This window comes from Metabacillus bambusae, from assembly GCF_017497975.1.
Lineage (GTDB): Bacteria > Bacillota > Bacilli > Bacillales > Bacillaceae > Metabacillus > Metabacillus bambusae.
Map to the genome: position 1 here is coordinate 26,754 of NZ_JAGDEL010000013.1, position 13,644 is coordinate 40,397.

The window sequence follows — 13,644 nt, forward strand, 5'->3', positions numbered from 1 at the left end:
AACGCTTTCACAAATTGATAGATTTATTTTATAATAGGATTAACAAAACGTAATTAAACATCTAAGGAGAAATCAGCATGAAACAGTTTGTCTTTTTAATAGATACAGGTAATGAAACAAGAGAACATAAAATTGTTGCTTCAGGTATGACGGATGCGGTGAATCGTATTAAGGATATTAAGAATCATTTAAAGCAAGACAGTAATTCAACCTTAAAAATTAAATTTAAAGGTGTTATTTATGAAAACGCTTTCTAATATAATTTTCAGTTAGGATATCCTTCTTCCTAATCTATCAACTTAGTATGTATCCAACCAATGATGTTCTAAACGATAACGAGGATGGCTCAAATGAAATGAGTCGTCCTCTTTTTCTATTCAACAAAGGATAATAAAAAGCGAGGGATAGAAAATATGAAAACTCAAAAAGGAAGGCTTTTGGGGAAATATCTTGCGAATGTGCAGTTGGACATTTCAATTGCCGCTTACACGAAAGTACCTACCACTTGGAATGAGGATCAATACACTACTGATTTTAATAAGTTCTATTACATAATGGAAGGTGAGGGGTTCGTCAAAGTAAATGATGAAACGTACTATCCTAAACCTGGTGAACTTTATTTGCTCCCTTCAAGTTCTGTGCAATCGTATGGAACAATCAGCGACAATACATTCGGTAAATATTGGTGTCATTTCACTGCTAAGATCGGGGACTTTGATTTATTTCAGCTGATGAAGACACCGGTATTTAGTAAACTAGATGATTTTGAACTGAAGGAAAAATTCGAGCAACTCATTTCCAATTGGCAATGTGACAAGTTATCAAGCCATTTCCGTGTTCATTCAATATTATTGGAAATAATTGCGGTGTTTATTGAAAGAAGTGATCACATTCAATTCAAAGTGGATACATCTCCTTCCTTTAATAAAATGGATATCATTCTTACATATATAGAAGAACATTTGGATGGAAATTTATCTGTAGAAGATTTAGCACTAATAGCTAATTTCCATCCAAATTATTTTATTTCAGTTTTCAAACAATTCACTGGCTATTCTCCCATACAGTACATGAATCGAAGACGTATTGAGAAAGCCAAAGAGTTATTAGTCATAAGTGAGCTTACTGTTTCTAACATTTCAGAATCGCTTGGAATGGAAATTTACTATTTTTCTCGATTGTTTAAGGAACTAACTGGATTCTCCCCAACTTCTTATCGAAATTTAGCGAAAAAATCTCAGATAAACTTATAGCAAACACATAAACCTATCAAGGATAAAACGTATTCGCAGGTGTGGTAGTAGGACACCATCTTGAGTTAAATAAAAATGTGATTAGAGCTTTGTTTGCTTGCTCTGTTCCTATATAACGAAGGGCTTCTGCCGCATGTGCACGGACATATCTATTTTCATCCTGTAATGCAACTTCCAATTGAGGTACTGCAGAATCTGCTGGAGCACCGATTCGAGTTAATGAGAGTCCTGCCATAAAGCGAATTTGAGCGTCTGGGTCTTGTAAGCATCTTGTTAACCCAGCGACAATTTCTTTAGCTGGGGTACCAATCATACCAAGTGCTTCAGTTACGGACCTACGTATAATGACTGAAGGGTGCTCAACTAATTGAGTTAAAGCAGGAACAGCTTCTGCAGCCAAATGTCTATGTTCACTTAGAGCAAAAATTGCACGTATCACTGTAGACGTACGGCTACTACTCAATGCAAAAATTAAACCTGGTATCGCATCTTTACCTGCTATTGATAATCCATATGCTGCAAGTCGGGACACATTAGCATTTTCGTGATGCAATGCCGATAATAGGTTTTGCACGCCATACTTCCCACAGCATGCAAGTTCATATGCTGCATTCAGCGCTACCGGTTCATAGTCATCCTCTAAAGCATTAAGCTTGTTTTCAATAAAATTCGAATCGTACGTTGCTTTCTCTGACATGCTACCAATTTTACCAGTTAACCAATTCCATGTTTCTTCCCACATCACCTCATGCTGAGCAAATAATGGGCTTGTTGATTCGGGAAGCTTCCACGCGCTTTCTACATTGTTCCAGCTTGGCTTTGTCGGAGCTTGCGTACGCATAAATTCGAACTTCAGCATAAAGCGAGGGTTTCCTAGTGTATTTGGTGTTGCCCGATGCCAAATATCATAATGAATTAAGGCAAACGTTCCTGCTTCACCACATGCTTTTACCTCTTGGTCTATTTCGTCAGCCTCAAATACACGCGAATCATAATTCTGCGTACCAGGCAGAATTCCCGTTGGACCTAATTCTACTGGTGTATCCTGTGGAAAATACATGATCATCGCCCACCATGGATGGTGATTTCTTATACGATTATATCCCCAATAGCTATCTTTATGCCATTCACCAGCTACTGCTGAAGCATTATAATGTCCATGTCGATGTGCATGCAGCATGTAATCAGGTCCAAGTACACTTGTAAGTGCACCAGTAATTACTGGGTGTTCAAATACTCTTTGGAGTTCAGTTACCCTAGGTAATAAATTATTTCCAGGATTACCTTCCTCTTCGTAAACATTCAATAACTGATCATTTAACTTTTCATGAAACCCCTTAGAAAAATCGGTTTTTAATATGAGAAATCCTTCAGTAATAAACTTTCTCATCTGTTCATCTGTTAATAAAAGTGGTTTACTTTGTCTTTCCATCCCATATTCCCTCCTCTTATCGTTAGTTGAAACTTCATGATTATTATAAAAGAGGTAGTTCTGTAAAAACATAGACGAAACTCATTTAAATTTGCACAAAACTAAGGTGTTTTCGCCTAAGTATTTTTTTTTGAAGAAAACAACCTGTATAGGTCTAACAATTACAAAGTTTTCCTAAAATATAAAAGAATCAGGTGCTACCCCTAATAGAGGAAAACACCTGATTCTTTTTAATAGTAAACTACCTAACGAACACTTTTTTCAACATGTTCTAACCAGTTTAATTCTTCTTGTGTCAAGACTATATTGGATCCTTCATCACAAGATAGTAATTCCTCTTCGTTTTGAGCACCAATAAGGGCACAAGTTGGAAACGGTTGATTAAGCACATAAGCAAGAGCGATTTGGATCGTGCTGACACCCTTTTCTTTTGCTAATTGTTCTGCACGACGTAAACGTTCCCAGTTTTCATCACTGTAGAATACACGTACCAAATCTTCATTGCTGCGATCCTCAGGCGTAAAACGTCCTGTGAAGAAGCCTCTTGCTTGAGAAGACCAGGAGAGAATTGGAAGCTGATGTTCTTCATGCCATGCACAATCAGATGCATCAGCAGAAACACAGCCAGCCCAGAATGGTTCTTTTGCCTTTGCTAAGCTAAGATTTGGACTGCTGAAGGTAAAGCCAATTAAGCCGTTTGCAGCAGCATATTCATTTGCTTCTTGTAATCTTTGTACAGTCCAGTTTGATCCACCAATTGCGTTGATGCGTCCCGCTTTGATATGTTCATTTAATGCATCGATAATCACGCTAACTGGAACTGAAGGATCATCACGATGTAAGGCATATAAATCGATATAATCGGTTCCTAAGCGTTCTAAGCTTTCGAATAAATCTTCTGAAATTGCCTCAGCATTTACTCGAGGACCGTTTTGATCGTGATGAGCACCTTTCGTTAGAATCACCACATCCTCGCGATTATTGCGATCTTTCATCCATTGTCCGATTGCAACTTCACTTTCACCACCACAGTAAATATGTGCGGTGTCAATAGTGTTTCCACCTATCGCAAAATACCGATCTAATACACTACAAACCTTATCATAAACACTTGGTCTAAAATAGTCAGAACCTTGAATAAGCGTTGTTACTGGTTTTGCTAAGCCTGGAATCGTAATCGTCTTCATCATGCATTCCTCCTGTTATTTAAATTTCTACACGACGACGTTCTTTCGCCGATGTTAAACAAGCATCAAGAACCTTCATATTATGGATTGCATCTGTTGCAGGAAAAGGAAGCGGCTCTCCAGTTCGAATACTTCTTCCTAGTGCATCTGCTTGTAAAGCATATTGATTCAAACGTGGGACTTCCACTTCTCTTCTTCCACCATTTGTAAACACATAAAAATTGTCTGTTTCGTCCTGATTAACAACAAATGCTGAAGGAACCTCAATTCTGCCTTCTGTACCAAGAATCTCAAGATTATTTCTAAATGCTGCCCACATTCCACAGTCAAAGGTTAGTGCCACACCCTTATCAAACTCAAGTATTCCCGATGCCATCATGTCTACATTGTCATGCTCTTCAGAAAATAAAGCATGTACAGTGGCTGCTTGTGGTTCTTGATCCAACAGCATACGCGCTACACTTATTGGGTAGACACCAACATCATATAAGGATCCGCCTCCCCATTCTTGCTTATAACGAACATTCCCCATGTCTTTGGAATTATTAAAGGTAAAGTTTCCATGGATGCCACGCAGCTCACCAATTTCACCGGATTTGATAATGTCCTGAATCATTGTATATCGAGGGTGATAACGATACATAAATGCTTCAGCAAAAACAACGCCCGCTTTCTCACAAGCTTCAACCATTTCCCCTGCTTCACTTGCATTGATTGCTAAAGGCTTTTCACATAATACATGTTTTCCTGCTTCTGCTGCACGAATCGCCCATTCTTTATGTAAGTGGTTTGGTAGCGGAATGTAAACGCCATCAATATTTGGATCAGCAAGTAACTCCTCATAACTCCCATAAGCAGTTGGAATATTCAATTCTTCTGCAGTTTGCTTTGCTTTTTCTAGTCCACGACTTGCAATCGCAGAGACTTCCCCTGTTTCAGATTGTTGAATACCAGGTATAACAGCTCGCTTTGCAATACCTGCACATCCAATGATCCCCCAACGAATCTTCTCCATTCCGTTCCTCTCCTTTTTGTTAACTTAATACTATATTGTCATTATATAAGACTAGTATTAAAATAAAAATAGAATCTTATTGCTCTACATATAAAAGAATATTGCTATGAAAGAGTGATTACTAATGCTTAGACAATACTTATTACCAACATTAAATGACCACGAATATATGGTCCTTCCCGAATCAATCGGATGGTATAGGGATGCACCCGAACATGAGGTAGATCGAAAAGTAGGCACACTTAATAATTTTAGTATTCATTTTGTTTTATCAGGATCTGGATTTGTTGAGATCGAAGGTAAGCAATTTTCATTAAAACGTGGAGACGCTTTTTTATATTTTCCGATGCAGGAACAGCGGTATTATAGCAGCAAAAATGATCCTTGGGATATTCGCTGGATTCATTTTTATGGGAGTATTCTTAATCAATTTTTATCTGAGAGAGGTTTTCATCGTTATTCACTTTGGAATGTACAACATATTCGACCATTAGAGGAAGCCCACGAACAACTTCTCATCGAAGCAGAGAAGAATAGTTTTTTACATTTGTCTCGATTATCAACGCTAACTTACACGTTTTTGATGGAGTTCATTACAAGTACAGTGCCAAGAACGTCTGATAGAAGACAAGAGTTAGATGATCGCATTCACCCTTTGCTGCCATTAATGCAGAGAAAAGCATGTGAACCATTTGAATTGGATTACTGGGCAGAACAAGCTGGTGTGAGCACCTATTATTTTTGCCGATTATTCAAACGCGCTACACAAATGACACCAATGGCGTTTATTACGTTATGTCGACTTCAGTTGAGTAAGCAATGGTTGTTAGACAATAAAGAGATGACGATAAAGGAAATTGCTTTAAAGGCAGGCTATCCAAGTATTAGTTATTTTAATAAACGATTTTTAGAACAGGAAGGTAAGACCCCTACAGAGTATCGTCAGCTGTTTCATCATAAAACTATCGAGTAAGGCGCTTGGTGTTGAATATTATAAAAATCCCAATCTCTCATTATCACAAGTTAGAAATTGGGATTTATTAACTCTAAAAATACGCCACAACTTGTTAAAGAGGCTTTCTTAAAGAAAGGTTAATAACAATCTAATAGCCTAAAATTCTTCATATATAGCAGGATCTTGATTGTTAATTCTGCCATCAGATCGAGATAATTTAGAAATAAGGCTCATTTCTACTTCATCTAGGGAAAAGTCAAAAATTGATATATTTTCAAGTTGTCTAGTAGGAGATGAAGATTTAGGTATGACAATGGCCCCGAGTTGATAATGCCAACGTAAAATAACCTGTGAAATAGACTTTTTATGATCGTTGGCAATCTGTTGAAGAGTGTTATTTTCTAAGACTTCCTTAGCTCGAGCTAAAGGACTCCAGGATTGTGTCATAATATTATTCTTTTCATGCCATTTTCTTTGCTCAGCTTGATTAAAAAATGGATGTAATTCGATTTGGTTTATACTCGGCTTAACGCCTGTTTCATTTTCTAAACGCTCAATATGTTCAGGTAAAAAATTACAAACACCAATTGAACGAATAAGCCCCTGCTTTTTAGCGTCAATTAACGCTTGCCAAGCTTCCACATAATGATCTTGTTTAGGGTTAGGCCAGTGAATGAGATATAAATCATAATAATCTAGATTTGCACGATATAAGGATTCTTGAATGGTAGTAACAGCTTTTTCATACTCCTGGTAGCGTCCCGGTAATTTGGATGTAATTCTTAATTCTTCTCTTGGCACAGAACTACGTCTAATGGCTTCACCTACAGTGCCTTCATTTTCATAATTATAAGCTGAATCAATTAGTCGATAGCCTTTATCATCAATAGCACTTTGTATAGAATTTGCACCTTGATTACCCTTAAGTGAATAAGTACCCAAACCTATAACCGGCAAAGTAACACCATCATTAAGTGTTATTTCAGGAACTAACTTGTCCACAACCAACCACTCCTTTCAATAATATTTTAAGATTATCATAATTCTGGATGTATTACATAGTTTTGGAACTTTTGAGAGGAATAAAGTATAGACATTACAATTACTAGACTATAGAAATTTGGCTCGCGGTAGCAACCGATTGTTGAATTGTCCAGTTAATCTGAGGCTTTCAATGACTAATGGTTTTTTCAATTACAATAATCTTTATCTAGACTCGGCAAATTTCTTTATTGACCTGCCACTACAACTATACTTAAAAAGTGAAAATATTATCCGTTAATAGACCTTTGTACTCTGACATAGGTCTTATTTCGTTAATTCAATAAACTTCGCTGCAACACATTCTGCAAGCAACTGAGGCTCAATTTCGATCTGCGCACCTATCTTACCAGCACTAACAATGATCTTATTTAATCCGTTGGCACGACGATCAATGAACGTTGGATAGTTCTTTTTCATACCTACAGGAGAACAACCTCCACGAATATATCCCGTCCATTTTTGAAGCTCTTTTACTGGCAGCATTTCTAACTTCTTTTCACCTGCTGCTTTTGCGGCTTTTTTTAGATCAAGCTCCTCAGCTACAGGAATTACAAAGACATACAGACTTTTTTCTCGGTAAGCAACTAAGGTTTTAAAGACCACTTCCTGTGATCTGTTTATTTTCTCAGCTACTGCTGTTCCATTTATCATTCCATCGCCTGCATCATACGTCAAAATATCGTATACTATTTTTTGCTTATCTAGCATTCTTATTGCATTTGTTTTATTGCTCATAAATCATCATCCTCTTCATCTTAACGTTAAAAGATTTTGGCTCAAGTCCTTGTGGCTCACATAATGTTGATTTACCGAATGAATCACATACTTTACCTCTCCAACTCAAGGAGCTTTGTCTTCATTTCCAATCCACCACGATAGCCAGTAAGCTTTCCATTCTTTCCAACAACACGATGACAAGGGATTGAAATTAACACTGGATTCGCTCCTATTGCCGCTCCGACTGCACGTACAGCAGCTGGTTTATTGATTGAATTTGCTATATCTGAATAGGCAATAGTTTCCCCATATGGAATTTCACAAAGTGCCTTCCATACGGCTATTTGAAATTCTGTCCCATGGTAATCAAATGGCACCGTAAAGCTCTTCCGTTCCCCTTCAAAATACTCAATTAATTCGTTTACATACGGCTTAAGCTTTTCATGATCTTGAGTAAGCAGACTTCCAGGAAAGCGTTTCTTAGCCCATACTATTAATTCATCGACTGGCATATTCTGCGAACCTACGTAGCAAAGTCCTTTCGATGTGGCAGCTAGATAAACCTTCCATTCTTTATGATGAAGCAATGCCCAATAAATTGTTGGCTTATTTTCTGTATTCACTTTACAATCCCTCCTTTTTCATTAACTGGCGATATTGTAATGGTGTATATCCGGTTAATTTTTTATATAAGGTAATAAAGTATGGGGTATTCGGAATCCCTACTATCATGGCAATATCCGAAACCGTGCGTTCTGAATGATGCAAATATCTTTTGGCCGTATTTATTCTAACTTGCTGGGTATATTCAACAGGTGTAATTCCTTTTATTTTTTTAAATGTCCGATGCAAATGATATGGGCTACCATGACTAGTATCAGCCAGTGTCTCCAAAGTTAGCTTTTCATGATAATTCTTGTCAATATAATCTGTGATTAGCGCTACCCAGTCATTATCAGGTAATCTTTCATTCGTTGGTTTGCATCTTTTACAAGGACGATAGCTTGCTGCAATAGCTTGTTCTGCGGTTTGAAAAATACACACATTTTCTTTTTTAGGAATACGTGATTTGCATGACGGCTTACAGAATATCCCCGTTGTCTTAACAGCGTAGAAAAATTGATTATTATATGCAACATCATTGGTTATGATTGCCTGCCATTTTTCACCTGATATTCTTCCAACAGATTTTCGATCATCATGAAGGTCTTCGTAATTTTTGCTCGTCATTTTTTCACCTCTCCTAAGATTATATCCTCTATTTAGGTGGAATGTACGTTTCTTAGAATAGAAAAGCAAGATATTGAAATACGTCCTAACAGATGCTGATATATGGTGAAGGCCTACCTTACCTCAAATTTGATACAATTCTACAACGAATATAAAAAACATCATAGCCAATAGATTAGCCATGATGTTTTTTATTTTTTTCTTACTGATATTCCACCCATATAGCCCCGTTATCAGCCGAGCGCACACAATTCTCTACCCAACGGACACCTTCTAAACCAGCTTCAATGCCAGGATACCAACAATCATTTAACTTTTCCCCACGATCAGAAGCTTCCATCGCCATTGCAAAACGAGTATATAGATTTGACCATGCTTCAAATAAACCTTCTGAATGCCCTCCACTAATTCGATCTTCTGCTAATGATTCTGGATAGAGATAGTCCATACCTCGGTCTAAGATTTGTGCTGGTTTACCCTGGACTTCATATTTGAGCTGATTGGGGTGTTCATCCCACCATTCTATACTAGCTTTAGAACCTATGACACGAATCTTTTGCCCGTGCATCGAACCAGCATTTACGCAAGAGGACCACAAAGTCCCGACCGCACCGTTATCGTATTCCATTAGTGTATAGGCATTATCCTCCAATGGAGAGCGACTCTTTACAAAGCTCTGACGAGAACACATAAGCCTTTTTATTTTTATATTCGGTAGCATCACCTCAGATATGTACAATGGATGTGTCCCTAAATCCCCAAGCACATAACTTGGTCCAGCAATTTTGGGATCAACACGCCATTTCGTACTAGGATTATCCGCTTCTACTGCCTCAGAGTGAAAACCATGGGCAAACTGCATATTTACGATTCGAATTTCACCTAAATCTCCCTTTTCGATCATCTGACGTGCTTGTTCAATCATCTGATGACCTGCATAACCATAAGTAATTCCGACAACACGATCCTTCGTTTTCGCAAGAGTCTCTAGTTCTTTTGCCTGTTCTGTAGTAAAGCACAAAGGCTTTTCACATATTACATGCAAACCTGCGTTTAATGCTGCCCTACAAATTTCATAGTGAGTACCATTTGGTGTTGCAATTGAAACAGCTTGAATACCATCTTCACGTTTTGCCTCTTCTTCAAACATTGTTTTATAATCAGGGTAACAACGTTCTGGCGAAACATGTACATTCATTCCAAAGTCCTTACCTCGTTCTGGATCAATATCAAATGCACCAGCAACCAATTGAAAATTTTGATCACGTAACGCTGCTGAACGATGAACGTAACCGATTTGACTTCCTCTTCCACCACCTACCATTGCCCAACGGATCGGATTCTGAAGCTTTTTTTCACCATTTATCATAATCTCTTCTCCCTTTCTATCATTATTTTTAATACCCAACACTCTTTAAATACGCGATACTCTGACTAACATCTCGTAAACTAGTATCAGAATTTCTAGGGTCTCGCTCTTGCTCAATCGTGATATAACCTTGATAATTAATTTCTTTCAACAATGTATGAATAGAATCATAGTCAATAATGCCTTGCCCGATCGGACACATTACACCCTTGCCACAGGCATCAAAAAAGCGGATATGCTCCCCCATCACTTGATCATATATTTCTAGATCAATGTCCTTAAAATGAATATAATCTAGTCGCTCTGCACAATCTCGAAGCCACTGTACCGGATCCATTTTCGAGTAATAGAGGTGGCCTGTATCAAGGCAGAGCCCTGCCGTTTCATAAGGAATGTCCTGCAATAGTTTTTTAATCTCATCTTCAAATTCGATATAACCACCTGCGTGAGGATGTATGACAGGTCGTACGCCATATTTACTCCAAGCCTGCTCTGCAAGGATTCGAATATGTGAAATCATATTGTTCCAGTCCTTTGTTGATAAACGCTTCGCACGATCAGGATGACCAGCTGTGTAATCTCTTTCTTCATGCCCCCAATCAATAAGTACCAGATAAGGTGTTTGGAAATTTTGTCCTACTCCTTGTGGGGAGAGTGGTAGTTTGGTTATCAGAGAACAAATATCGTCGACCTGATTTTGTAAGTTTTCTAGATTGTACTCACTTACCAAATCATCAAAAATCGTTCCTGCTATAATCGTTAAATTGTTTTTTGATAGCTCTGCTTGTACTCTTTCAATGTCCATTGGAATATAACCATAAGGCCCTAATTCTATTCCTTTGTAACCCGCAAGTGATGCTTCCTGGAGCACCTGCTCCCATGGTGGCAGATATGGATTTTTCGGATCATCGACACCCCAGCAGCACGGTGCACCTGAAATTTTTATACTCATTTAAACACCTCTAAATCCTAAATTAGATGATACTTCAGTTACTAATAAGAACTTAAAATATAGTTTTAGTATAAACTCCGTAAATAGAAAGCGCCTTCATATTATTGCTTAAATTAATACTTAGGAACTCCTAAAAACGTTATATTTTCCTGTTAGTTTGAGTTAATTTTCCACTATCTTGTTATTCTCAAAAAAAAACGTATTTCAAATGACTAGTTTATCCTTCACCTTTTATCCATAATTGACGATACTTTTTAGGAGGAATACCTACTGTTTTTGAAAAAAGCGTCGTAAAATAATTGGTATTTTCATAACCAACCATTCCAGCAATGTGTGTAACGCTGTAATCAGTATTGATAAGCAAAGATTGTGCTTCTCCAATTCTGCGGCGAATAATGTATTGAATAGGTGAAAAGCCGGTAGCTTCTTTAAAAATGTGTACCATATAATAAGAGCTTATAGAAAGTGCTTTAGCAATAGATTCCAAGGTAACCGTTTCCAAATAGTGTTTATCCATGTAATCTTTAATTTGATTTGATAGCAAATAGTCTTTCGATTTCTCTATACATGATTCCTCTTGAGGAATTTGCAAAATAAGTGTAATCAGTGCAGACAGGAGATAATTACATATTTCTTCTCCACCAGGCTTATCCTCTTTTATTTGCGAGACCATCATTCCTAGCAAAGCTTCTAAATTGGCAAACTGTTCATCTTCAGTGTGCAACACATAAGGGGCATCTTTTGAAACAAGATGATTTAATGGCAACCCCTTTAGCTTTACATTTGCGATTCCACAACAATATACACTCATGGGTGTCTCCGAATTTGCATATTCATCATGCAAAACACTACTGTTATAAATTAGAATATCTCCCTTACGTACTGTATATTGCCTATCACCAATCAGTTGTTGTCCACACCCTTCTTTGATAAAAACAATTTCTATCATATTATCATGCTTATGCATGGTCCTAGGGAGTTTTGTATGCTCAGGGGCTGCATCGCAAATATAAAGCAGCTTAGGTGTTGTGCCATTCTCGAAGCTAGGAACGATCTCGCGTTTTACAAAGTATTGCCCCATATGGATCCCTCCATTTATATTGCTAACATTTGACTAGATTAAAATTTAATCATTTATATATATTTTCTTAGGAATAGTAAAGCTACGCATTCTTTGATCTAAATTGATTAATTCAACCTTACATATATATACTTATATTATAGATCATACAAAAGAGTTTTTGAGGAGATTATTGCATCTAACAATATTGTAATTCACGATAATATTGAATAGAGAATAGTAGGTCACAAGCTTATGTTTGCACAAAAAAACCTCCCATTGTCTAAGGAGGTTACTGTCCATTATTTAACGCAAAGCTTTTTCAGATTGTGATTTCTTTCATACTTAACCTTGATTGGCTGCATTTTCATCCATGTACATAAGTTCCCAAAGATGACCATCAATATCCTGAAAACTCCATCCATACATAAAGCCATGGTCAACTGGGTCGTTTGAAGGCTGCCCTCCAGCCGCTAAAGCCTTATGTACAATCTCATCAACCATTTCTTTGCTGTCAGCAGAAATTGCTACAATAACCTCGGTACTCTTCGTTGCATCAGCAATGTCTTTTTTCGTAAAGGTGTTAAAAAACTCTTCAACCAGCAACATAACAAAAATATTTTCGCCTACAACCATGCACGTAGCATTTTCATCAGTAAATTGAGGATTAAACTCAAAACCTACTTTTGTGAAAAACTCAACTGATTTATTTAGATCTTTAACTGGTAAATTAACATAAATTTGACTTGCTTGAAGTCCCATCTTTTATCACCTCCCATTTTTTACAATATCATCCATGTTTAAGTTTAGTCAATTATTATTATCTCATCACTTTAAAGCAATCCACCAAAAGCCAAAAGGAAGGTTGATTATGGAATTGAGAAGTTTTAAGATTATTTGTAAACAACACAATATTGTCAAGTTAAAACAAAGCGTATGAAGTTCTGTTACAGCTTTCGTACTCCCTTTTATTAAATTTTACTTTTTTTTAATCTTATCGAATAACACCCTTCTTAATGATCACATTTGCGTAAAGTGCCCTTTCTCCAGTAGCAACAACCGCATACGTCTCTTTCGCTCTCTCATAAAAAGAAAAGCGATCGATCATGTCAATTGAGATAGGCTTTCCTTCTTTTTCATTAGCAATCTGCTGATACTGTTGCCAGATGACTGGTTCTACATCATCACCTAGCTCAACTGCCATTAGTGTGATCGGCTGTTCGACATACGTATCAAGTGGAAATAACGTTAGGATCGCCTCAAGTAAATCGGGAATAGAATGTCCATCTGCTCGAATTAACCTTTGCGCATGGCTTACTGCTGGAAAGTTACTATCTGCTAGAACAATTTCATCACCATGTCCCATTTCAGTAAGAATTTTTAATAAATCGGGAGACAAGATTGGTGGGATCCCTTTTAACATATTATCA

General features: G+C 37.2%; 15 protein-coding genes. 3 read left to right on the forward strand and 12 right to left on the reverse strand.

Annotated elements, in window-relative coordinates; translation table 11 throughout:
• Positions 1–77: 77 nt before the first annotated feature.
• Together I7822_RS16705 and I7822_RS16710 are read left to right on the forward strand one after the other, a co-directional pair.
• Positions 78–257: a hypothetical protein gene (locus tag I7822_RS16705; protein ID WP_207980250.1), complete on the forward strand. Its 180-nt coding sequence runs from the start codon at positions 78–80 to the stop codon at positions 255–257.
• Between the two features lie 156 nt (positions 258–413).
• Positions 414–1,253: an AraC family transcriptional regulator gene (locus I7822_RS16710; RefSeq protein ID WP_207980251.1), complete on the forward strand. Its 840-nt coding sequence runs from the start codon at positions 414–416 to the stop codon at positions 1,251–1,253.
• Between the two features lie 16 nt (positions 1,254–1,269).
• Here I7822_RS16710 and I7822_RS16715 read toward each other — a convergent pair whose 3' ends face one another.
• From I7822_RS16715 to I7822_RS16725, 3 genes are all read right to left on the reverse strand, one after another.
• Positions 1,270–2,685 carry a HEAT repeat domain-containing protein gene (locus I7822_RS16715; RefSeq protein ID WP_207980252.1) on the reverse strand — a complete coding sequence of 472 codons (1,416 nt, stop codon included), beginning with the start codon at positions 2,683–2,685 and terminating at the stop codon, positions 1,270–1,272.
• A 245-nt stretch (positions 2,686–2,930) separates the two neighbouring features.
• Entirely contained in the window at positions 2,931–3,872 is a 942-nt protein-coding gene (locus I7822_RS16720; protein ID WP_207980358.1) for an aldo/keto reductase, read from the reverse strand.
• Between the two features lie 19 nt (positions 3,873–3,891).
• Positions 3,892–4,887, reverse strand: coding sequence for a Gfo/Idh/MocA family protein (locus I7822_RS16725; protein WP_207980253.1), 996 nt, complete (start codon positions 4,885–4,887; stop codon positions 3,892–3,894).
• Between the two features lie 124 nt (positions 4,888–5,011).
• On the opposite strand from I7822_RS16725, the gene I7822_RS16730 reads away from it, so the two are divergent.
• Positions 5,012–5,860, forward strand: a complete 849-nt coding sequence (locus I7822_RS16730) for an AraC family transcriptional regulator (RefSeq protein ID WP_207980254.1) — start codon at positions 5,012–5,014, stop codon at positions 5,858–5,860.
• Positions 5,861–5,998: 138 nt separating this feature from the next.
• Here I7822_RS16730 and I7822_RS16735 read toward each other — a convergent pair whose 3' ends face one another.
• The 9 genes from I7822_RS16735 to fucU form a co-directional block, all read right to left on the reverse strand.
• Positions 5,999–6,844 carry an aldo/keto reductase gene (locus tag I7822_RS16735; protein ID WP_207980255.1) on the reverse strand — a complete coding sequence of 282 codons (846 nt, stop codon included), beginning with the start codon at positions 6,842–6,844 and terminating at the stop codon, positions 5,999–6,001.
• Positions 6,845–7,150: 306 nt separating this feature from the next.
• Positions 7,151–7,621, reverse strand: a complete 471-nt coding sequence (ybaK, locus tag I7822_RS16740; RefSeq protein ID WP_207980256.1) for a Cys-tRNA(Pro) deacylase — start codon at positions 7,619–7,621, stop codon at positions 7,151–7,153.
• Between the two features lie 92 nt (positions 7,622–7,713).
• Positions 7,714–8,226 (reverse strand): methylated-DNA--[protein]-cysteine S-methyltransferase, encoded by a 513-nt coding sequence (locus I7822_RS16745; RefSeq protein ID WP_207980257.1) that lies wholly within the window; start codon positions 8,224–8,226, stop codon positions 7,714–7,716.
• A 1-nt stretch (position 8,227) separates the two neighbouring features.
• Positions 8,228–8,833 (reverse strand): bifunctional transcriptional activator/DNA repair enzyme AdaA, encoded by a 606-nt coding sequence (locus tag I7822_RS16750; protein WP_207980258.1) that lies wholly within the window; start codon positions 8,831–8,833, stop codon positions 8,228–8,230.
• A gap of 202 nt (positions 8,834–9,035) precedes the next feature.
• Positions 9,036–10,202 carry a Gfo/Idh/MocA family protein gene (locus tag I7822_RS16755; protein WP_207980259.1) on the reverse strand — a complete coding sequence of 389 codons (1,167 nt, stop codon included), beginning with the start codon at positions 10,200–10,202 and terminating at the stop codon, positions 9,036–9,038.
• A 28-nt stretch (positions 10,203–10,230) separates the two neighbouring features.
• Positions 10,231–11,154, reverse strand: a complete 924-nt coding sequence (locus I7822_RS16760) for a sugar phosphate isomerase/epimerase family protein (RefSeq protein ID WP_207980260.1) — start codon at positions 11,152–11,154, stop codon at positions 10,231–10,233.
• Between the two features lie 217 nt (positions 11,155–11,371).
• A complete protein-coding gene (locus tag I7822_RS16765; RefSeq protein ID WP_207980261.1) occupies positions 11,372–12,235 on the reverse strand; it encodes an AraC family transcriptional regulator in 864 nt (287 codons plus the stop codon).
• A 324-nt stretch (positions 12,236–12,559) separates the two neighbouring features.
• A complete protein-coding gene (locus I7822_RS16770; protein ID WP_207980262.1) occupies positions 12,560–12,976 on the reverse strand; it encodes a VOC family protein in 417 nt (138 codons plus the stop codon).
• A 232-nt stretch (positions 12,977–13,208) separates the two neighbouring features.
• Positions 13,209–13,637 (reverse strand): L-fucose mutarotase, encoded by a 429-nt coding sequence (gene fucU / locus I7822_RS16775; RefSeq protein ID WP_207980263.1) that lies wholly within the window; start codon positions 13,635–13,637, stop codon positions 13,209–13,211.
• Positions 13,638–13,644: the final 7 nt, after the last annotated feature.